A 20,833-nucleotide genomic window follows, 5' to 3' on the forward strand; every position below is an offset into this window, starting at 1 on the left:
AAAAGAGACAAGGACCCAAACCATGAGCCAGCAAGTCATTATTTTCGATACCACATTGCGCGACGGTGAACAGGCGTTACAGGCAAGCTTGAGTGTGAAAGAAAAACTGCAAATTGCGCTGGCCCTTGAGCGTATGGGTGTTGACGTTATGGAAGTCGGTTTCCCCGTCTCTTCGCCGGGTGATTTTGAATCAGTGCAGACCATCGCTCGCCAGGTTAAAAACAGCCGTGTATGCGCGTTAGCTCGCTGCGTGGAAAAAGATATTGACGTGGCAGCCGAATCCCTGAAAGTCGCCGAAGCCTTCCGTATTCATACCTTTATTGCCACTTCGCCAATGCACATCGCCACCAAGCTGCGCAGCACGCTGGACGAAGTGATCGAACGCGCTATCTATATGGTGAAACGCGCCCGTAATTACACCGATGATGTTGAATTTTCTTGCGAAGATGCCGGACGCACCCCAATTGCCGATCTGGCGCGAGTGGTCGAAGCGGCGATTAATGCCGGTGCCACCACCATCAACATTCCAGACACCGTGGGCTACACCATGCCATTTGAGTTCGCCGGAATCATCAGCGGCCTGTATGAACGCGTACCCAACATCGACAAAGCCATTATTTCCGTACATACCCACGACGATTTGGGCCTGGCGGTCGGCAACTCACTGGCGGCGGTACATGCCGGAGCACGGCAGGTAGAAGGCGCAATGAACGGGATCGGCGAGCGTGCCGGTAACTGTTCCCTTGAAGAAGTCATCATGGCGATCAAAGTTCGTAAGGATATTCTCAACGTCCACACCGCCATCAATCACCAGGAGATATGGCGCACCAGCCAGTTAGTTAGCCAGATTTGTAATATGCCGATCCCGGCAAACAAAGCCATTGTTGGCAGCGGCGCATTCGCACACTCCTCCGGTATCCACCAGGATGGTGTACTGAAAAACCGCGAAAACTACGAAATCATGACACCAGAATCTATTGGTCTGAACCAAATCCAGCTGAATCTGACCTCTCGTTCGGGGCGTGCGGCGGTGAAACATCGCATGGATGAGATGGGATATAAAGAAAGTGAATATAATTTAGACAACCTGTACGACGCTTTCCTGAAGCTGGCGGACAAAAAAGGCCAGGTGTTTGATTACGATCTGGAGGCGCTGGCCTTCATCGGTAAGCAGCAAGAAGAGCCGGAGCATTTCCGTCTGGATTACTTCAGCGTGCAGTCAGGTTCTAACGATATTGCCACTGCCGCCGTCAAACTGGCCTGTGGCGAAGAAGTCAAAGCAGAAGCCGCCAACGGTAACGGTCCGGTCGATGCCGTCTACCAGGCGATAAACCGCATCACTGACTATAACGTCGAACTGGTGAAATACAGCCTGACCGCCAAAGGCCACGGTAAAGATGCGCTGGGTCAGGTGGATATTGTCGCCAACTACAACGGTCGCCGCTTCCACGGCGTCGGCCTGGCCACCGATATTGTCGAGTCCTCCGCCAAAGCCATGGTGCACGTACTGAACAATATCTGGCGTGCCGCAGAAGTCGAAAAAGAGTTGCAACGCAAAGCTCAACACAACGAAAACAACAAGGAAACCGTGTGATGTCGAAGAATTACCATATTGCCGTATTGCCGGGGGACGGTATTGGTCCGGAAGTGATGACCCAGGCGCTGAAAGTGCTGGATGCCGTGCGCAACCGATTTGCGATGCGTATCACCACCAGCCATTACGATGTAGGCGGCGCAGCCATTGATAACCACGGACAGCCGCTGCCGCCTGCGACGGTTGAAGGTTGTGAGCAAGCCGATGCCGTGCTGTTTGGCTCGGTAGGTGGTCCGAAGTGGGAACATTTGCCGCCAGACCAGCAACCAGAACGCGGCGCACTGCTGCCTTTGCGTAAACACTTCAAATTATTCAGCAATCTGCGTCCGGCAAAACTGTATCAGGGGCTGGAAGCGTTCTGCCCACTGCGTGCTGACATTGCCGCAAACGGCTTTGACATCCTGTGTGTGCGCGAACTGACCGGCGGCATCTATTTCGGTCAGCCAAAAGGCCGCGAAGGTAGCGGACAATATGAAAAAGCGTTTGATACCGAGGTGTACCACCGTTTTGAGATCGAGCGTATTGCCCGCATCGCATTTGAATCTGCCCGCAAGCGTCGCCACAAAGTCACCTCAATCGACAAAGCCAACGTGCTGCAATCCTCTATTTTATGGCGGGAGATCGTTAACGAGATCGCCACGGAATACCCGGATGTCGAACTGGCGCATATGTACATCGACAACGCCACCATGCAGCTGATTAAAGATCCATCACAGTTTGACGTCTTGCTGTGCTCCAACCTGTTTGGCGACATTCTGTCTGATGAGTGCGCAATGATCACTGGCTCAATGGGGATGTTGCCTTCCGCCAGCCTGAACGAGCAAGGTTTTGGTCTGTATGAACCGGCGGGCGGCTCGGCACCCGATATCGCAGGTAAAAATATCGCCAACCCGATTGCACAAATTCTGTCGCTGGCGCTGCTGCTGCGTTACAGCCTGGATGCCGATGATGCGGCTTCCGCCATTGAACGCGCCATTAACCGCGCATTAGAAGAAGGCATTCGCACTGGGGATTTAGCCCGTGGCGCTGCCGCCGTTAGTACCGATGAAATGGGCGATATCATTGCCCGCTATGTGGCAGAAGGGGTGTAATCATGGCTAAGACGTTATACGAAAAATTATTCGACGCTCACGTAGTGTACGAAGCCGAAAACGAAACCCCGCTGTTATATATCGACCGCCACCTGGTGCATGAAGTGACCTCACCGCAGGCGTTCGATGGTCTGCGCGCCCACGGTCGCCCGGTACGTCAGCCGGGCAAAACCTTCGCCACCATGGATCACAACGTCTCTACTCAGACGAAAGACATTAATGCCTGCGGTGAAATGGCGCGCATCCAGATGCAGGAGCTGATCAAAAACTGCAAAGAATTTGGCGTCGAGCTGTATGACCTGAATCACCCGTATCAGGGGATCGTCCACGTAATGGGGCCGGAACAGGGCGTGACCTTGCCGGGGATGACCATTGTCTGCGGCGACTCACATACCGCCACCCACGGCGCGTTTGGCGCACTGGCCTTTGGTATCGGCACTTCCGAAGTTGAACACGTACTGGCAACGCAAACCCTGAAACAGGGCCGGGCGAAGACCATGAAAATTGAAGTCCAGGGCAAAGCCGCGCCGGGCATTACCGCAAAAGATATCGTGCTGGCAATTATTGGTAAAACCGGCAGCGCAGGCGGTACCGGGCATGTGGTGGAATTTTGCGGCGAAGCAATCCGTGATTTAAGCATGGAAGGTCGTATGACCCTGTGCAATATGGCAATCGAAATGGGCGCAAAAGCCGGTCTGGTTGCACCGGACGAAACCACCTTTAACTATGTTAAAGGCCGTCTGCATGCGCCGAAAGGCAAAGATTTCGACGACGCCGTTGCCTACTGGAAAACCCTGCAAACCGACGAAGGAGCAACTTTCGATACCGTTGTCACTCTGCAAGCAGAAGAGATTTCGCCGCAGGTCACCTGGGGCACCAATCCAGGCCAGGTGATTTCTGTGAACGACAATATTCCCGATCCGGCTTCGTTTGCCGATCCGGTTGAACGCGCGTCGGCAGAAAAAGCGCTGGCCTATATGGGGCTGAAACCGGGTATTCCGCTGACAGAAGTGGCTATCGACAAAGTGTTTATTGGTTCCTGTACTAACTCGCGTATTGAAGATTTACGCGCGGCAGCGGAAATCGCCAAAGGCCGGAAAGTCGCGCCAGGCGTACAAGCGCTGGTGGTTCCCGGCTCCGGTCCGGTTAAAGCCCAGGCGGAAGCGGAAGGTCTGGACAAAATTTTTATCGAAGCTGGTTTTGAATGGCGCTTGCCAGGTTGTTCAATGTGCCTGGCGATGAACAACGACCGCCTGAATCCGGGCGAACGTTGCGCCTCCACCAGCAACCGTAACTTTGAAGGCCGCCAGGGGCGCGGCGGGCGCACGCATCTGGTCAGTCCGGCAATGGCTGCCGCCGCGGCTGTGACCGGACATTTCGCCGACATTCGCAACATTAAATAAGGAGCACACCATGGCAGAGAAATTTATCAAACACACAGGCCTGGTGGTTCCGTTGGATGCCGCCAATGTCGATACCGATGCAATCATCCCGAAACAGTTTTTGCAGAAAGTGACCCGTACGGGTTTTGGCGCGCATCTGTTTAACGACTGGCGTTTTCTGGATGAAAAAGGCCAACAGCCAAACCCGGACTTCGTGCTGAACTTCCCGCAGTATCAGGGCGCTTCCATTTTGCTGGCACGAGAAAACTTCGGCTGCGGTTCCTCGCGTGAGCACGCGCCGTGGGCATTGACCGATTACGGTTTTAAGGTGGTGATTGCGCCGAGTTTTGCTGACATCTTCTACGGCAATAGCTTTAACAACCAGCTGCTGCCGGTGAAATTAAGCGATGCAGAAGTGGATGAGCTGTTTGCGCTGGTGAAAGCCAATCCGGGGATTCATTTTGATGTAGACCTGGAAGCGCAAGAGGTGAAAGCGGGAGAGAAAACTTATCGCTTTACCATCGATGCCTTCCGCCGCCACTGCATGATGAACGGTCTGGACAGCATCGGCCTGACTCTGCAGCACGACGATGCTATTGCGTCTTATGAAGAGAAGCAACCGGCGTTTATGCGTTAGTTTGTACACCGTCCGGCACTCAATCGCCAAAAAGAAAAAAGCCAGCAGATAATCACTGCTGGCGTGGCGATTAACACCAATACTCAGTCACACATGATGTCCGCAAATCAGTAGTCAGAATGACTCCCCTCCCACTGCATCAGCTCTTCAAGCATGGTTAATCGTTGTGGGACGCTTAACCAACGCAACCAGCACAACTTCGCTGTCGCGGTAAAATAGTGCTGATAAAACTGACGCATGGGGCACCTCCTTGCTTCATCGTTAGGAATTATTGACTTAATATAGGGAAAATAAAATTGCTGTCTTTTGCGCAGGAGTTCCCCTTTTATGCCATCTGCTCGTCTGCAACAACAGTTCATCCGCCTGTGGCAATGCTGCGAGGGTAAATCTCAGGAGACCACGCTCAACGAACTGGCAGCGTTACTGAGTTGCTCGCGTCGTCATATGCGCACCCTGCTCAACACCATGCAGGATCGCGGCTGGCTGACGTGGGAAGCGGAAGTCGGGCGCGGTAAACGTTCACGCCTGACATTCCTCTATACCGGGCTGGCGCTTCAGCAACAGCGGGCGGAAGACCTGCTGGAGCAGGATCGTATCGACCAACTAGTGCAGTTGGTTGGCGACAAAGCGACTGTGCGGCAAATGCTGGTTTCTCATCTGGGCCGCAGCTTCCGCCAGGGGCGGCACATCCTGCGCGTGCTCTACTATCGTCCGTTGCGTAATCTGCTACCTGGCAGCGCATTGCGCCGTTCTGAAACCCATATCGCCCGGCAAATCTTCAGTTCGCTAACGCGCATAAATGAGGAAAATGGGGAACTGGAAGCAGACATCGCACACCACTGGCAGCAAATATCACCGCTTCACTGGCGTTTCTTTTTGCGTCCAGGAGTCCATTTTCACCATGGTCGTGAACTGGAAATGGACGATGTGATCGCCTCTTTAAAACGAATCAATACGCTTCCGCTCTATTCGCATATTGCTAACATTGTGTCGCCGACGCCCTGGACGCTGGATATCCATCTCACGCAACCGGACCGCTGGTTGCCGTTACTGCTGGGGCAAGTTCCGGCAATGATCCTGCCGCGCGAATGGGAAACCCTCAGTAACTTTGCCAGCCATCCCATCGGCACCGGTCCGTATGCGGTGATCCGCAACAGCACCAATCAACTGAAAATTCAGGCATTCGATGACTTCTTCGGTTACCGGGCATTAATCGACGAAGTTAACGTCTGGGTTCTGCCGGAAATTGCCGACGAGCCAGCCGGAGGGCTGATGCTAAAAGGTCCACAGGGCGAGGAAAAAGAGATTGAAAGCCGCCTGGAGGAAGGTTGCTACTATTTACTGTTCGACAGCCGCACCCATCGAGGGGCGAATCAGCAAGTCAGAGACTGGGTAAGCTATGTGCTTTCTCCGACGAATCTGGTCTATTTCGCTGAGGAACAGTACCAGCAACTGTGGTTCCCGGCTTATGGACTGCTCCCCCGTTGGCACCATGCCCGCACCATAAAGAGCGAAAAACCGGCTGGTCTGGAAAGCCTCACCCTGACCTTTTATCAGGATCACAGCGAGCATCGGGTGATTGCCGGGATCATGCAGCAGATTCTGGCAAGTCACCAGGTCACGCTGGAAATCAAAGAGATCAGCTACGATCAGTGGCATGAAGGAGAGATCGAGAGCGATATCTGGCTTAACAGCGCCAACTTTACGCTGCCGCTGGATTTTTCGCTGTTCGCGCACTTGTGCGAGGTGCCGCTGCTCCAACACTGTATTCCGATCGACTGGCAAGCCGACGCCGCCCGCTGGCGCAATGGCGAAATGAATCTGGCGAACTGGTGCCAACAACTGGTCGCCAGCAAAGCAATGGTGCCACTTATCCACCACTGGCTGATCATTCAGGGGCAACGTAGTATGCGCGGCCTGCGCATGAACACCCTCGGCTGGTTCGATTTTAAATCAGCGTGGTTTGCACCACCGGATCCATGATTGCTGGTTGATAACAAAATCACTACACTAACGCCGTTCTCAACGGGGTGCCACGCAGCCGCGTGCGCTGAGAAAATACCCGTCGAACCTGATCCGGATAACGCCGGCGAAGGGATTTGAGGCTCCTTCTCAAGTCCTTTGCCACTCTTTTGTGAGGTGCAAAGTGTTAAAAAAATGTCTTCCCCTGCTGTTGCTGTGCACAGCGCCTGTTTTCGCTAAACCTGTTCTGACTGTTTATACCTACGATTCCTTTGCCGCTGACTGGGGACCTGGTCCGGTAGTCAAAAAAGCCTTTGAAGCAGACTGTAATTGCGAACTGAAACTGGTGGCGCTGGAAGATGGCGTTTCGCTTCTCAACCGTCTGCGGATGGAAGGCAAAAACAGTAAAGCCGATGTGGTGCTGGGGCTGGATAACAATCTGTTAGACGCCGCCAGCAAAACAGAGCTGTTTGCTAAAAGCGGTGTGGCAGCGGAAGCCGTTAACGTTCCTGGCGGCTGGAATAATGACACTTTCGTACCGTATGATTACGGCTATTTCGCCTTCGTCTATGACAAGAACAAACTGAAAAATCCGCCGCAAAGCCTGAAAGAACTGGTTGAGAGCGATCAAAACTGGCGGGTGATTTATGAAGATCCACGTACCAGTACACCGGGGCTGGGTCTGTTGCTATGGATGCAAAAAGTCTATGGCGATAACGCCCCGCAAGCCTGGCAGAAACTGGCGAAGAAAACTGTCACGGTCACCAAAGGCTGGAGCGAAGCCTACGGCCTGTTTTTAAAAGGCGAAAGCGATCTGGTACTGAGTTACACCACCTCTCCGGCTTATCACATTCTCGAAGAGAAGAAAGATAACTACGCCGCCACAAACTTTATCGAAGGTCACTATCTGCAGGTGGAAGTTGCCGCCCGCACCGCTGCCAGCAAGCAGCCAGAGCTGGCGCAAAAATTCCTCCAGTTTATGGTTTCTCCGGCTTTTCAGAATGCGATCCCAACCGGCAACTGGATGTATCCGGTAGCAAACGTCACTCTGCCTGCAGGATTTGAACAATTGACCAAACCAGCCACCACGCTAGAGTTCACACCCGCCGAAGTGGCGGCACAACGTCAGGCATGGATTAGCGAATGGCAACGCGCCGTCAGCCGTTAATTCCCGGCTGGTTAATTCCAGGCGTAAGCGCCGCCACGCTGGTGGTGGCGGTTGCACTGGCGGCGTTTCTCGCCCTGTGGTGGAACGCGCCGCAGGGTGACTGGGTGGCAGTCTGGCAGGACAGCTACCTGTGGCATGTGGTGCGCTTCTCCTTCTGGCAGGCGTTTCTCTCGGCGCTGCTCTCTGTCGTACCCGCAATATTCCTCGCCCGCGCCCTCTATCGCAGGCGCTTTCCTGGGCGACAGATGCTGTTGCGTCTGTGCGCAATGACCTTGATCCTCCCGGTGCTGGTTGCTGTTTTCGGCATTCTTAGCGTCTATGGTCGCCAGGGCTGGCTGGCCTCGCTCTGGCAATCACTTGGTCTGGAGTGGACCTTTTCGCCCTACGGCCTGCAAGGCATTTTGCTGGCCCATGTGTTTTTTAATCTGCCGATGGCTAGCCGTTTATTACTCCAGGCACTGGAAAACATTCCCGGCGAACAACGTCAGCTTGCCGCCCAACTTGGGATGCACGGCTGGCATTTTTTCCGTTTCGTCGAATGGCCGTGGTTACGGCGACAAATCCCGCCGGTTGCCGCACTAATCTTTATGCTCTGTTTCGCCAGCTTCGCCACCGTGCTATCGCTGGGCGGCGGTCCGCAGGCGACCACTATCGAGCTGGCAATCTATCAGGCGCTGAGTTACGACTACGATCCTGCCCGCGCGGCAATGCTGGCGCTGATCCAGATGGTGTGCTGCCTCGGGCTGGTGCTGTTGAGTCAGCGATTGAGTAAGGCCATTGCGCCTGGTACCACACTGCTGCAAGGCTGGCGCGACCCGGACGATCGTCTGCATAGTCGCATTTGCGACACGGCGTTAATTGTGCTGGCGCTGCTGCTGTTGCTGCCACCGTTACTGGCGGTGATCGTCGATGGGGTAAATCGCCAGTTGCCGGAAGTGCTGGCACAACCGGTGCTGTGGCAGGCGCTGTGGACCTCGTTGCGTATTGCGCTGGCGGCAGGCGTATTGTGCGTAGTGCTGACCATGATGCTGCTATGGAGCAGTCGCGAACTTCGGGCGCGGCAGAAAATGCTGGCGGGTCAGGCGCTGGAGATGAGCGGCATGTTGATCCTCGCCATGCCGGGGATTGTGCTGGCTACGGGCTTCTTTTTACTGCTCAACAACACTATCGGCCTGCCACAATCTGCTGACGGCATTGTGATTTTCACCAATGCGTTAATGGCAATCCCTTATGCGCTGAAAGTGCTGGAAAACCCGATGCGCGATATCACCGCCCGCTACAGCATGTTGTGTCAGTCGCTGGGCATTGAAGGCTGGTCACGCTTAAAAGTGGTGGAGCTGCGCGCCCTGAAACGTCCACTGGCGCAGGCGCTGGCCTTTGCTTGTGTGCTGTCGATTGGTGATTTTGGCGTGGTGGCATTGTTCGGTAACGATGATTTCCGTACCCTGCCGTTTTATCTCTACCAGCAAATTGGCTCCTATCGCAGCCAGGACGGCGCGGTCACCGCGTTAATTCTGCTGCTGCTCTGTTTTCTGCTGTTTACCGTGATTGAAAAAATACCGGGGCGAAATGTTAAAACTGACTGATATCACCTGGCTTTACCACCATTTGCCGATGCGTTTTAGCTTAACGGTGGAACGCGGCGAGCAGGTGGCGATCCTCGGGCCAAGCGGCGCAGGTAAAAGTACCCTGCTTAATTTGATCGCCGGTTTTCTGACGCCAGCCAGCGGTTTGCTGACTATCGACGACGTAGATCACACCACGACGCCGCCGTCACGCCGTCCGGTGTCGATGCTGTTTCAGGAGAACAACCTGTTCAGCCATCTGACGGTCGCGCAAAACATCGGGCTGGGGCTAAATCCGGGGTTGAAACTAAATGCGGCGCAGCAGAAGAAAATGCACGCGATTGCCCACCAGATGGGGATTGATAATTTAATGGCGCGGTTACCTGGCGAGCTTTCCGGCGGTCAGCGACAGCGCGTGGCGTTAGCGCGTTGTCTGGTACGCGAACAGCCCATTTTATTGCTCGATGAACCGTTTTCCGCACTCGATCCGGCGCTACGTCAGGAGATGCTGACGCTGGTGAGTTCGAGCTGCCAACAGCAAAAAATGACGCTCTTGATGGTGTCGCACAGTGTGGAAGATGCGGCGCGGATCGCCACGCGCTCGGTGGTGGTCGCCGACGGGCGTATCGCCTGGCAGGGTAAGACCGATGAGTTGTTGAGCGGTAAGGCGAGTGCTTCGGCGCTGTTGGGAATTAAAGGTTAATATGCACTGTCGGATGCGGCGTGAACGCCTTATCCGACCTACGGGTAGTGCGTTTTGCAGGCCTGATAAGACGCGGCAAGCGTCGCATCAGGCAACCCGCACAAGGCTATCCCCTAAACCCCAACCACTTTACGCAAAATATCGATATACACCGGCATCAACGGGTGGCGAATTAACACCACCAGCGCCACCACGCCGATGGCAGAAATCAACGGCGTCAGCCACAACAAACGACCGCGGGACAAATAATGACTCAAACGGTCAGTCGCTTTACCGCTGCGCCATAACCGCCAGCACAGCCAGCCTCCAACCCACAAAAACACCGCTGTTGCCAGCAGCAACCATTTAAACTCACCGCTCTGCATCCCGGCAGGAATATCGATCGCCGCACCCGCCAGAATCCCCGGCAGGAAGTAAAACTGTGGCCACAGCAAGCAGCCGATAATATTCGGCGTAATAAATTTTGCCACCGGGAGATCCAGCATTCCCGCCACCATTGGCACCAGCGGACGCGTCGGACCGACAAAACGACCGACCAGAATGGTGAACATGCTGTGCTGATGCAGCGCATGTTCGGTTTTATCGAGTAATGCTTTGTTCTTCTTCAGAAATGACCAGCGATGCAACGGCTTTTTAAAACGCCAGCCCAGCCAGAAGGAGATCCAGTCGCCCATCAGGCAGCCAATAATCCCCGCCAGCCAGGCGTACCAGAAACTTAACTCACCGCTACCAATCAGCGCTCCCAGCCCCGCCATCAGCACCGTACCGGGTAGAATCAAACCGACCAGCGCCAGCGACTCCAGAAAGGCCACCAACACCACCGCCATCAATGAATACACGGTGGATTGGGTAATAAAGTGTTCCAGCAATGCTTGCATAATGTGCCTATCAAATGGACGAAGCAGGGATTCTGCAAACCCTATGCTACTCCGTCAAGCCGTCAATTATCTGATTCGTTACCAATTATGACAACTTGACGGCTACATCATTCACTTTTTCTTCACAACCGGCACAAAAGACACCCTCTGCCTATCATTCGATAGTCTCAAAATATTCCACCTGCAGAGAATCACGGTGCTCAATGATGCAATAACGCTGGAAATTATTTGCATAATCACTTTTATCATGAAAAAACCATATACAATCGTTTTGTAGACTCGGTCCCATTCTTTTCAAAAAATCTATTAGCTTTGCTTTCTGAAGAAAAATGTTATCTATATTTCGCCATGTAACAATCACTCTTGTTTGCATATCATCAACATTATAGTAATAGCTATACTCGGCTACGTTTGATATGTTTGGCAAATTTCGCAAACTCTCTGGCGTATAAAGGAAAAATGGGGAAAGTTCATGCTGTGTATAGTGATGTTCCTTTGACATCAATGAGATATAAGCATAGAAAAATATAAAGAATAAAACTAAAAATGATAATAAAATATAAATATATTTTGACATCTCTACTCACGACCTGTGCGGATAATGAGGGTTTAAGAAAAGAAAAAGCGGTCTTTCAAAGGGAGATTCTGAAAACTTTATAGCTCCCGAACTTGATAATGAACTATACAACTCATGATTTATTCTGTTTTTATCTTTATAATAATTAGTAACAGGTCTATTATTATATTGATTATATAACAATATTGAAAAAGACTCATCTAATGGCTTTATATAATTTAACCATTCTGGAAGCTTCTTTTTTATTAGTTGATTTTTTTTAAAAGGAGGATGGGTTGTAAATAAGAATGGCGTAAACTCAGTATTTTTAAAATTCCCTGGCGCTCCATATGTATCCCATATTTGTAAGGCTTTTGTGTAAGATAAAGGTTTTGCCAATAAAAGTGGATCGGGGCCTGTTCCAAATACACGATAAAAACCAATCAAGTCTGAGACTAAATCTTCTGCACTAAATCCGCTATCAGTATACCAGTTAAAAATAAATGAGTTTTGCCATGCTTCAAACCTCTTCGCAGTTCCATACATTAACGTTAAGGCAACTCTTGCTTTAAGAGTGGGTGAAAGACATGAACGAACCATAACCTTCGTATAAACACCGGTATGAAATGTAAGATCTACTCCTAATATTTTTTTCCGAATTCCCATTTCCTGATGATAATCAACAGGAAAATACCAATCATGAAATTCATCGTAATATGTTGAAAAATGTTCTTGCTCCAATTTTCTTTTTAATATTCTGGCATCTTGTCCCTGAGCATGCCCCAAATCGATCCAACCTAACTCTTCGGTATAAACTAATCCATACTTTTTCGTTGTTGCAAATATTCCATCAGTAATATCGTTACGTTTGCTCATCACAATCTCCCCTCAAAAAAAACGTATAGCAAATAATATCAATAAGGAAAAATATTATTTTTCAATATTTTTTTGTATACAATTCATTTTATGAATGAATTTACAAAGATAGCTGCGCCTGATGCCGCTACACTTTTGCCAGACCATGTTCTCCTCTGAGGGAGTAACTGGCGTTTTTCATAGAATGCCGTACTTTTTTCAACAACTGCCACATCGAACGGCATTTATGGTGGCGTGAAGTGCCTGCCATAACCGCTCAATGTGGTGTTCCTACGATGAACAAACCGCTTGATATATTCTCCTGATGCAACCGGACAATATGTTCATGATGGGTATCCCGATACATAAGCCTTCGTTTTATTTTTACAAAAAGAAATCGTTGTCGATATTTTATCAAGAAAAAAAATAATTCAGGTAAAACGATTCAACTAAAAATAACTAAAATTAATCCCCCGTGAAATATATAAATAACGTCAGATGAAGAAAGCAAGGGGGTTCCCCCCCTTCTTTCTTATTATTCACAACCTGCCCTAAACTCGCTCGGACTCGCCCCGGTGCATTTTTTAAATACTCGCGAGAAATAGAGTTGATCATCAAAACCGACATTGCGACCGACGGTGGCGATAGGCATCCGGGTGGTGCTCAAAAGCAGCTTCGCCTGACTGATGCGCTGGTCCTCGCGCCAGCTTAATACGCTAATCCCTAACTGCTGGCGGAACAAATGCGACAGACGCGACGGCGACAGGCAGACATGCTGTGCGACGCTGGCGATATCAAAATTACTGTCTGCCAGGTGATCGCTGATGTACTGACAAGCCTCGCGTACCCGATTATCCATCGGTGGATGGAGCGACTCGTTAATCGCTTCCATGCGCCGCAGTAACAATTGCTCAAGCAGATTTATCGCCAGCAATTCCGAATAGCGCCCTTCCCCTTGTCCGGCATTAATGATTTGCCCAAACAGGTCGCTGAAATGCGGCTGGTGCGCTTCATCCGGGCGAAAGAAACCGGTATTGGCAAATATCGACGGCCAGTTAAGCCATTCATGCCAGTAGGCGCGCGGACGAAAGTAAACCCACTGGTGATACCATTCGTGAGCCTCCGGATGACGACCGTAGTGATGAATCTCTCCAGGCGGGAACAGCAAAATATCACCCGGTCGGCAGACAAATTCTCGTCCCTGATTTTTCACCACCCCCTGACCGCGAATGGTGAGATTGAGAATATAACCTTTCATTCCCAGCGGTCGGTCGATAAAAAAATCGAGATAACCGTTGGCCTCAATCGGCGTTAAACCCGCCACCAGATGGGCGTTAAACGAGTATCCCGGCAGCAGGGGATCATTTTGCGCTTCAGCCATACTTTTCATACTCCCGCCATTCAGAGAAGAAACCAATTGTCCATATTGCATCAGACATTGCCGTCACTGCGTCTTTTACTGGCTCTTCTCACTAATCCAACCGGTAACCCCGCTTATTAAAAGCATTCTGTAACAAAGCGGGACCAAAGCCATGACAAAAACGCGTAACAAAAGTGTCTATAATCACGGCAGAAAAGTCCACATTGATTATTTGCACGGCGTCACACTTTGCTATGCCATAGCATTTTTATCCATAAGATTAGCGGATCCTACCTGACGCTTTTTTTCGCAACTCTCTACTGTTTCTCCATACCCGTTTTTTTGGATGGAGTGAAACGATGGCGATTGCAATTGGCCTCGATTTTGGCAGTGATTCTGTGCGAGCTTTGGCGGTGGATTGCGCCACCGGTGAAGAGATCGCCACCAGCGTAGAGTGGTATCCCCGTTGGCAGAAAGGGCAATTTTGTGATGCCCCAAATAACCAGTTCCGTCATCATCCGCGTGACTACATTGAGTCAATGGAAGCGGCGCTGAAAACCGTGCTTGCAGAGCTTAGCGCCGAGCAGCGCGCAGCTGTGGTCGGGATTGGCGTTGACACAACCGGCTCGACGCCCGCACCGATTGACGCCGACGGTAACGTCCTGGCGCTGCGCCCGGAGTTTGCCGAAAACCCGAACGCGATGTTCGTATTGTGGAAAGACCACACCGCGGTTGAAGAAGCGGAAGAGATTACCCGTTTGTGCCACGCGCCGGGCAACGTTGACTACTCCCGCTATATTGGCGGTATTTATTCCAGCGAATGGTTCTGGGCAAAAATCCTGCATGTGACTCGCCAGGACAGCGCCGTGGCGCAATCTGCCGCATCGTGGATTGAGCTGTGCGACTGGGTACCAGCTCTGCTTTCCGGTACCACCCGCCCGCAGGATATTCGTCGCGGACGTTGCAGCGCCGGGCATAAATCTCTGTGGCACGAAAGCTGGGGTGGCCTGCCGCCAGCCAGTTTCTTTGATGAGCTGGACCCAATCCTCAATCGCCATTTGCCTTCCCCACTATTCACTGACACCTGGACTGCCGATATTCCGGTGGGCACCTTATGCCCGGAATGGGCGCAGCGTCTCGGCCTGCCTGAAAGCGTGGTGATTTCCGGCGGCGCGTTTGACTGCCATATGGGCGCAGTTGGCGCAGGCGCACAGCCTAACGCTCTGGTAAAAGTTATCGGTACTTCCACCTGCGACATTCTGATTGCCGACAAACAGAGCGTTGGCGAGCGGGCAGTGAAAGGTATTTGCGGTCAGGTTGATGGCAGCGTGGTGCCTGGATTTATCGGTCTGGAAGCAGGCCAATCGGCGTTTGGTGATATCTACGCCTGGTTTGGACGCGTACTCAGCTGGCCGCTGGAACAGCTTGCCGCCCAGCATCCGGAACTGAAAGAGCAAATCAACGCCAGCCAGAAACAACTGCTTCCGGCGCTGACCGAAGCATGGGCCAAAAATCCGTCTCTGGATCACCTGCCGGTGGTGCTCGACTGGTTTAACGGTCGCCGCACGCCAAACGCTAACCAACGCCTGAAAGGAGTGATTACCGATCTGAACCTCGCCACCGACGCTCCGCTGCTGTTCGGCGGTTTAATTGCCGCCACCGCCTTTGGCGCACGCGCAATCATGGAGTGCTTTACCGATCAGGGGATCGCCGTCAATAACGTGATGGCGCTGGGCGGCATCGCGCGGAAAAACCAGGTCATTATGCAGGCCTGCTGCGACGTGCTGAATCGCCCGCTGCAAATTGTTGCCTCTGACCAGTGCTGTGCGCTCGGTGCGGCGATTTTTGCTGCTGTCGCCGCGAAAGTGCACGCAGACATCCCATCAGCCCAGCAAAAAATGGCCAGTGCGGTAGAGAAAACCCTGCAACCGCGCAGCGAACAGGCACAACGCTTTGAACAGCTTTATCGCCGCTATCAGCAATGGGCGATGAGCGCCGAACAACACTATCCTCCAACTTCCGCCCCGGCACAGGCTGCCCAGGCCGTTCCGACTCTATAAGGACACGACAATGACGATTTTTGATAATTATGAAGTGTGGTTTGTAATTGGCAGCCAACATCTTTACGGCCCGGAGACTCTGCGCCAGGTGACGCAACATGCGGAACACGTTGTTAATGCACTGAATACAGAAGCGAAGTTGCCCTGCAAACTGGTGCTGAAACCGCTGGGCACCACGCCGGATGAAATCACCGCTATTTGCCGCGACGCGAATTACGACGATCGTTGCGCTGGTCTGGTGGTGTGGCTGCACACCTTCTCCCCGGCCAAAATGTGGATCAACGGCCTGACCATGCTCAACAAACCGTTGCTGCAATTCCACACCCAGTTCAACGCGGCGCTGCCGTGGGACAGCATCGACATGGACTTTATGAACCTGAACCAGACCGCGCATGGCGGTCGCGAGTTCGGCTTCATCGGCGCGCGTATGCGTCAGCAACATGCCGTTGTTACCGGTCACTGGCAGGATAAACAAGCACATGAGCGTATTGGCTCCTGGATGCGTCAGGCGGTCTCTAAACAGGATACCCGTCATCTGAAAGTCTGCCGTTTTGGCGATAACATGCGTGAAGTAGCGGTCACCGATGGCGATAAAGTTGCCGCACAGATCAAGTTTGGTTTCTCCGTCAATACCTGGGCGGTTGGCGATCTGGTGCAGGTGGTGAACTCCATAAGCGACGGCGATGTTAACGCGCTGGTCGATGAGTACGAAAGCTGCTACACCATGACACCTGCCACACAAATCCACGGCGAAAAACGACAGAACGTGCTGGAAGCGGCGCGTATTGAGCTGGGGATGAAGCGTTTCCTGGAACAAGGTGGCTTCCACGCTTTCACTACTACCTTTGAAGATTTGCACGGCCTGAAACAGCTTCCGGGTCTGGCCGTACAGCGTCTGATGCAGCAGGGCTACGGCTTTGCGGGCGAAGGCGACTGGAAAACTGCCGCCCTGCTTCGCATCATGAAGGTGATGTCAACCGGTCTGCAGGGCGGCACCTCCTTTATGGAGGACTACACCTATCACTTCGAGAAAGGTAATGACCTGGTACTCGGCTCCCATATGCTGGAAGTCTGTCCGTCGATCGCTGTGGAAGAGAAACCGATCCTCGACGTTCAGCATCTCGGTATTGGCGGTAAAGACGATCCTGCCCGCCTGATCTTCAACACTCAAACCGGTCCAGCCATTGTCGCCAGCCTGATTGATCTCGGCGATCGTTACCGTCTGCTGGTTAACTGCATCGACACGGTGAAAACACCGCACTCCCTGCCGAAACTGCCGGTGGCGAATGCGCTGTGGAAAGCGCAACCGGATCTGCCGACCGCTTCCGAAGCGTGGATCCTTGCCGGTGGCGCGCACCATACCGTCTTCAGCCATGCGCTGAACCTCAACGATATGCGCCAGTTCGCCGAGATGCACGACATTGAAATCACAGTGATTGATAACGATACCCGCCTTCCAGCGTTTAAAGACGCGCTGCGCTGGAACGAAGTGTATTACGGATTTCGTCGCTAAGTAGCCGCATCAGGTATGTAACGCCTGATGCGACGCTGACGCGTCTTATCAGGCCTACGCGTTCCGGATTTGTAGGCCGGATAAGCAAAGCGCATCCGGCATTCACCGCCTGATGCGGCGCTGGCGCGTCTTATCAGGCCTACGCGTTCCGGATTTGTAGGCCGGATAAGCAAAGCGCATCCGGCATTCACCGCCTGATGCGACGCCGACGCGTCTTATCAGGCCTACACGCTGCGATTTTGTAGGCCGGATAAGCAAAGCGCATCCGGCACGAAGGAGTCAACATGTTAGAAGATCTCAAACGCCAGGTCTTAGAAGCCAACCTGGCGCTGCCAAAACACAACCTGGTCACGCTCACCTGGGGCAATGTCAGCGCCGTTGATCGCGGGCGCGGCGTCCTGGTGATCAAACCTTCCGGCGTCGACTACAGCACCATGACCGCTGACGATATGGTCGTGGTCAGCATCGAAACCGGTGAAGTGGTTGAAGGTACGAAAAAGCCCTCCTCCGACACGCCAACTCACCGGCTGCTCTATCAGGCATTCCCGTCTATTGGCGGCATTGTGCACACACACTCGCGCCACGCCACCATCTGGGCGCAGGCGGGTCAGTCGATTCCAGCAACCGGTACCACCCACGCCGACTATTTCTACGGCACCATTCCCTGCACCCGCAAAATGACCGACGCAGAAATCAACGGTGAATATGAGTGGGAAACCGGTAACGTCATCGTAGAAACCTTCGAAAAACAGGGTATCGATGCAGCGCAAATGCCCGGCGTGCTGGTCCATTCTCACGGCCCGTTTGCATGGGGCAAAAATGCCGAAGATGCGGTGCATAACGCCATCGTGCTGGAAGAAGTCGCTTATATGGGTATATTCTGCCGTCAGTTAGCGCCGCAGTTACCGGATATGCAGCAAACGCTACTGGATAAACACTATCTGCGTAAGCATGGCGCGAAGGCATATTACGGGCAGTAATGACTGTATAAAACCACAGCCAATCAAACGAAACCAGGCTATAATCAAGCCTGGTTTTTTATTGGATTTTCAGCGTGGCGCAGGCAGGTTTTATCTTAACCCGACACTGGCGGGACACCCCGCAAGGGACCGAAGTTTCCTTCTGGCTGGCAACGGACAACGGGCCGTTGCAGGTTACGCTTGCGCCGCAAGAGTCCGTGGCATTTATTCCCGCCGATCATGTTCCCCGCGCTCAGCATATTTTGCAGGGTGAACAAGGCTTTCGCCTGACGCCGCTGGCGTTAAAAGATTTTCACCGCCAGCCGGTGTATGGCCTTTACTGTCGCGCCCATCGCCAGTTGATGAATTACGAAAAGCGCCTGCGTGAAGGTGGCGTTACCGTCTACGAGGCCGATGTGCGCCCGCCAGAACGCTATCTGATGGAGCGGTTTATCACCTCGCCAGTGTGGGTCGAGGGTGATATGCGCAACGGCGCTATCGTTAATGCCCGTCTGAAACCGCATCCCGACTATCGTCCGCCGCTCAAGTGGGTTTCTATTGATATTGAAACCACCCGCCACGGTGAGCTGTACTGCATCGGCCTGGAAGGTTGCGGGCAGCGTATCGTTTATATGCTGGGGCCAGAGAATGGCGACGCCTCCGCGCTCGATTTTGAACTGGAATACGTCGCCAGCCGCCCGCTGCTACTGGAAAAACTTAACGCCTGGTTTGCGACTCATGATCCTGATGTGATCATCGGTTGGAACGTGGTGCAGTTCGATCTGCGAATGCTGCAAAAACATGCCGAGCGTTACCGTATTCCGCTGCGTCTGGGGCGTGATAACAGCGAGCTGGAGTGGCGCGAGCACGGCTTTAAAAACGACGTCTTTTTTGCTCAGGCCAAAGGGCGACTGATTATCGACGGTATCGAGGCGCTGAAATCCGCGTTCTGGAATTTCTCTTCATTCTCGCTGGAAACCGTCGCTCAGGAGTTATTAGGCGAAGGAAAATCTATCGATAACCCGTGGGATCGAATGGACGAAATTGACCGCCGTTTCGCCGAAGATAAGCCTGCGCTGGCAACTTATAACCTGAAAGATTGCGAGCTGGTGACGCAGATCTTCCACAAAACTGAAATCATGCCGTTTTTGCTCGAACGGGCGACGGTGAACGGCCTGCCGGTAGATCGACACGGCGGTTCGGTGGCAGCGTTTGGTCATCTCTATTTTCCCCGTATGCATCGCGCTGGTTATGTCGCGCCTAATCTCGGCGAAGTGCCGCCGCACGCCAGCCCTGGCGGCTACGTGATGGATTCGCGACCTGGGCTTTATGATTCGGTGCTGGTGCTGGACTACAAAAGCCTGTACCCGTCGATCATCCGCACCTTTCTGATTGATCCCGTCGGGCTGGTGGAAGGCATGGCGCAGCCTGATCCAGAGCACAGTACCGAAGGTTTTCTCGATGCCTGGTTCTCACGGGAGAAACATTGCCTGCCGGAGATTGTGACTAACATCTGGCACGGGCGCGATGAAGCCAAACGTCAGGGTAATAAGCCGCTTTCGCAGGCGCTGAAGATCATTATGAATGCCTTTTATGGTGTGCTCGGCACCACCGCCTGCCGTTTCTTCGATCCACGCCTGGCATCGTCGATCACCATGCGTGGTCATCAGATCATGCGGCAAACCAAAACCTTGATTGAAGCGCAGGGCTATGATGTTATCTACGGCGATACCGACTCAACGTTTGTCTGGCTGAAAGGTGCACATTCGGAAGAAGAAGCAGCGAAAATCGGTCGTGCACTGGTGCAGCACGTTAACGCCTGGTGGGCGGAAACGCTGCAAAAACAACGGCTGACCAGCGCACTGGAACTGGAGTATGAAACCCATTTCTGCCGTTTTCTGATGCCAACCATTCGCGGGGCCGATACCGGCAGCAAAAAGCGCTACGCCGGACTGATTCAGGAGGGCGACAAACAGCGGATGGTGTTTAAAGGGCTGGAAACCGTGCGCACCGACTGGACGCCGCTGGCCCAGCAGTTTCAGCAGGAGCTTTACCTGCGCATCTTCCGCAACGAGCCATATCAGGAATACGTGCGCGAAACCATCGACAAGCTGATGGCGGGCGAACTGGACACGCGGCTGGTTTACCGTAAACGCCTTCGCCGTCCGCTGAGCGAATATCAGCGTAATGTTCCGCCTCATGTACGCGCCGCTCGCCTTGCCGATGAAGAAAACCATAAGCGCGGTCGCCCCTTGCAATATCAGAACCGCGGCACCATTAAGTACGTATGGACCACCAACGGCCCGGAGCCGCTGGACTACCAACGTTCACCGCTGGATTACGAACACTATCTGACCCGCCAGTTACAACCCGTGGCGGAGGGAATACTCCCTTTTATTGAGGATAATTTTGCTACACTTATGACCGGGCAACTTGGGCTATTTTGAGCAAAAAAAGAGTTCGCCAGATACCATTTTGATGCGTGACGAATGCTTTGCCATCCAGTACCATAGCGCCCTTTCCATTCCTGGACCTGAATAACACCACTAC

17 protein-coding genes, 1 pseudogene and 1 riboswitch are annotated in these 20,833 nt (G+C 52.9%); of the genes and pseudogenes, 12 read left to right on the forward strand and 6 right to left on the reverse strand.

Annotated features, from left to right (window positions below):
- Nucleotides 1–22: 22 nt before the first annotated feature.
- From leuA to leuD, 4 genes are read left to right on the forward strand one after another with little or no spacing between them, the layout of a single operon-like run.
- On the forward strand, nucleotides 23–1,594 hold the full coding sequence (leuA, locus tag EAS44_RS20240) for a 2-isopropylmalate synthase (protein WP_000082846.1): 1,572 nt from the start codon (nucleotides 23–25) through the stop codon (nucleotides 1,592–1,594).
- On the forward strand, nucleotides 1,594–2,685 hold the full coding sequence (gene leuB / locus EAS44_RS20245) for a 3-isopropylmalate dehydrogenase (RefSeq protein ID WP_000042356.1): 1,092 nt from the start codon (nucleotides 1,594–1,596) through the stop codon (nucleotides 2,683–2,685). The genes leuA and leuB overlap by 1 nt, the downstream gene beginning before the upstream one ends.
- A gap of 2 nt (nucleotides 2,686–2,687) precedes the next feature.
- Complete coding sequence (leuC, locus tag EAS44_RS20250) at nucleotides 2,688–4,088, forward strand: 3-isopropylmalate dehydratase large subunit (protein ID WP_001140652.1); 1,401 nt, start codon at nucleotides 2,688–2,690, stop codon at nucleotides 4,086–4,088.
- 10 nt (nucleotides 4,089–4,098) lie between these two features.
- The gene (gene leuD, locus EAS44_RS20255; RefSeq protein WP_000818231.1) at nucleotides 4,099–4,704 is read left to right on the forward strand and encodes a 3-isopropylmalate dehydratase small subunit; all 606 of its coding nucleotides are present in this window, start codon (nucleotides 4,099–4,101) and stop codon (nucleotides 4,702–4,704) included.
- Nucleotides 4,705–4,811: 107 nt separating this feature from the next.
- On the opposite strand, the gene sgrT is transcribed toward leuD, so the two are convergent.
- A complete protein-coding gene (gene sgrT / locus EAS44_RS20260) occupies nucleotides 4,812–4,943 on the reverse strand; it encodes a glucose uptake inhibitor SgrT (protein ID WP_001248768.1) in 132 nt (43 codons plus the stop codon).
- A gap of 88 nt (nucleotides 4,944–5,031) precedes the next feature.
- Between sgrT and sgrR the strand changes: the two genes are divergently transcribed.
- The 4 genes from sgrR (at nucleotide 5,032) to thiQ (ending at nucleotide 10,102) form a co-directional block, all read left to right on the forward strand.
- A complete protein-coding gene (gene sgrR, locus EAS44_RS20265; RefSeq protein ID WP_001314420.1) occupies nucleotides 5,032–6,687 on the forward strand; it encodes a DNA-binding transcriptional regulator SgrR in 1,656 nt (551 codons plus the stop codon).
- A gap of 33 nt (nucleotides 6,688–6,720) precedes the next feature.
- Nucleotides 6,721–6,820, forward strand: a riboswitch (TPP riboswitch).
- 30 nt (nucleotides 6,821–6,850) lie between these two features.
- Entirely contained in the window at nucleotides 6,851–7,834 is a 984-nt protein-coding gene (gene thiB, locus EAS44_RS20270) for a thiamine ABC transporter substrate binding subunit (RefSeq protein ID WP_000913260.1), read from the forward strand.
- Nucleotides 7,810–9,420: a thiamine/thiamine pyrophosphate ABC transporter permease ThiP gene (gene thiP, locus EAS44_RS20275; RefSeq protein WP_000235675.1), complete on the forward strand. Its 1,611-nt coding sequence runs from the start codon at nucleotides 7,810–7,812 to the stop codon at nucleotides 9,418–9,420. Before thiB ends, thiP begins: the two co-directional genes overlap by 25 nt.
- Nucleotides 9,404–10,102: a thiamine ABC transporter ATP-binding protein ThiQ gene (gene thiQ / locus EAS44_RS20280; protein ID WP_000916269.1), complete on the forward strand. Its 699-nt coding sequence runs from the start codon at nucleotides 9,404–9,406 to the stop codon at nucleotides 10,100–10,102. Before thiP ends, thiQ begins: the two co-directional genes overlap by 17 nt.
- Before the next feature lie 113 nt (nucleotides 10,103–10,215).
- On the opposite strand, the gene yabI is transcribed toward thiQ, so the two are convergent.
- The 5 genes and pseudogenes from yabI to araC form a co-directional block, all read right to left on the reverse strand.
- Complete coding sequence (yabI, locus tag EAS44_RS20285; RefSeq protein ID WP_001148427.1) at nucleotides 10,216–10,980, reverse strand: DedA family protein; 765 nt, start codon at nucleotides 10,978–10,980, stop codon at nucleotides 10,216–10,218.
- Nucleotides 10,981–11,134: 154 nt separating this feature from the next.
- Nucleotides 11,135–11,557, reverse strand: coding sequence for a hypothetical protein (locus EAS44_RS20290; RefSeq protein WP_000049681.1), 423 nt, complete (start codon nucleotides 11,555–11,557; stop codon nucleotides 11,135–11,137).
- Nucleotides 11,558–11,563: 6 nt separating this feature from the next.
- On the reverse strand, nucleotides 11,564–12,412 hold the full coding sequence (locus EAS44_RS20295; RefSeq protein WP_000044501.1) for a hypothetical protein: 849 nt from the start codon (nucleotides 12,410–12,412) through the stop codon (nucleotides 11,564–11,566).
- 127 nt (nucleotides 12,413–12,539) lie between these two features.
- Nucleotides 12,540–12,679: pseudogene (locus EAS44_RS25625) on the reverse strand (IS630 family transposase); the annotation flags it as partial.
- 247 nt (nucleotides 12,680–12,926) lie between these two features.
- Nucleotides 12,927–13,772, reverse strand: a complete 846-nt coding sequence (gene araC / locus EAS44_RS20300; RefSeq protein ID WP_001350361.1) for an arabinose operon transcriptional regulator AraC — start codon at nucleotides 13,770–13,772, stop codon at nucleotides 12,927–12,929.
- Between the two features lie 338 nt (nucleotides 13,773–14,110).
- On the opposite strand from araC, the gene araB reads away from it, so the two are divergent.
- The 4 genes from araB to polB all read left to right on the forward strand — a co-directional run bounded on the left by araB (nucleotide 14,111) and on the right by polB (nucleotide 20,730).
- A complete protein-coding gene (gene araB / locus EAS44_RS20305; protein WP_000951841.1) occupies nucleotides 14,111–15,811 on the forward strand; it encodes a ribulokinase in 1,701 nt (566 codons plus the stop codon).
- Between the two features lie 10 nt (nucleotides 15,812–15,821).
- Nucleotides 15,822–17,324, forward strand: coding sequence for an L-arabinose isomerase (gene araA, locus EAS44_RS20310; RefSeq protein WP_000151734.1), 1,503 nt, complete (start codon nucleotides 15,822–15,824; stop codon nucleotides 17,322–17,324).
- Nucleotides 17,325–17,608: 284 nt separating this feature from the next.
- Nucleotides 17,609–18,304 (forward strand): L-ribulose-5-phosphate 4-epimerase, encoded by a 696-nt coding sequence (araD, locus tag EAS44_RS20315; RefSeq protein WP_000888700.1) that lies wholly within the window; start codon nucleotides 17,609–17,611, stop codon nucleotides 18,302–18,304.
- Between the two features lie 74 nt (nucleotides 18,305–18,378).
- On the forward strand, nucleotides 18,379–20,730 hold the full coding sequence (gene polB, locus EAS44_RS20320; RefSeq protein WP_000035622.1) for a DNA polymerase II: 2,352 nt from the start codon (nucleotides 18,379–18,381) through the stop codon (nucleotides 20,728–20,730).
- Nucleotides 20,731–20,833 lie beyond the last annotated feature (103 nt).

This window comes from Escherichia coli DSM 30083 = JCM 1649 = ATCC 11775, from assembly GCF_003697165.2.
In the GTDB taxonomy this organism is placed as follows: Bacteria; Pseudomonadota; Gammaproteobacteria; order Enterobacterales; family Enterobacteriaceae; genus Escherichia; species Escherichia coli.

What these genes read in the sequence shown, in the direction of transcription:
- sgrR (WP_001314420.1), top strand. Translation starts at nt 5,032, where the DNA reads ATGCCATCTGCTCGTCTGCAACAACAGTTCATCCGCCTGTGGCAATGC.
- araB (WP_000951841.1), top strand. Translation starts at nt 14,111, where the DNA reads ATGGCGATTGCAATTGGCCTCGATTTTGGCAGTGATTCTGTGCGAGCT.
- leuB (WP_000042356.1), top strand. Translation starts at nt 1,594, where the DNA reads ATGTCGAAGAATTACCATATTGCCGTATTGCCGGGGGACGGTATTGGT.
- araA (WP_000151734.1), top strand. Translation starts at nt 15,822, where the DNA reads ATGACGATTTTTGATAATTATGAAGTGTGGTTTGTAATTGGCAGCCAA.
- sgrT (WP_001248768.1), bottom strand. Translation starts at nt 4,943, where the DNA reads ATGCGTCAGTTTTATCAGCACTATTTTACCGCGACAGCGAAGTTGTGC.
- leuA (WP_000082846.1), top strand. Translation starts at nt 23, where the DNA reads ATGAGCCAGCAAGTCATTATTTTCGATACCACATTGCGCGACGGTGAA.
- araD (WP_000888700.1), top strand. Translation starts at nt 17,609, where the DNA reads ATGTTAGAAGATCTCAAACGCCAGGTCTTAGAAGCCAACCTGGCGCTG.
- araC (WP_001350361.1), bottom strand. Translation starts at nt 13,772, where the DNA reads ATGGCTGAAGCGCAAAATGATCCCCTGCTGCCGGGATACTCGTTTAAC.
- yabI (WP_001148427.1), bottom strand. Translation starts at nt 10,980, where the DNA reads ATGCAAGCATTGCTGGAACACTTTATTACCCAATCCACCGTGTATTCA.
- thiQ (WP_000916269.1), top strand. Translation starts at nt 9,404, where the DNA reads ATGTTAAAACTGACTGATATCACCTGGCTTTACCACCATTTGCCGATG.
- EAS44_RS20290 (WP_000049681.1), bottom strand. Translation starts at nt 11,557, where the DNA reads ATGTCAAAATATATTTATATTTTATTATCATTTTTAGTTTTATTCTTT.
- EAS44_RS20295 (WP_000044501.1), bottom strand. Translation starts at nt 12,412, where the DNA reads ATGAGCAAACGTAACGATATTACTGATGGAATATTTGCAACAACGAAA.
- leuC (WP_001140652.1), top strand. Translation starts at nt 2,688, where the DNA reads ATGGCTAAGACGTTATACGAAAAATTATTCGACGCTCACGTAGTGTAC.
- thiP (WP_000235675.1), top strand. Translation starts at nt 7,810, where the DNA reads ATGGCAACGCGCCGTCAGCCGTTAATTCCCGGCTGGTTAATTCCAGGC.
- leuD (WP_000818231.1), top strand. Translation starts at nt 4,099, where the DNA reads ATGGCAGAGAAATTTATCAAACACACAGGCCTGGTGGTTCCGTTGGAT.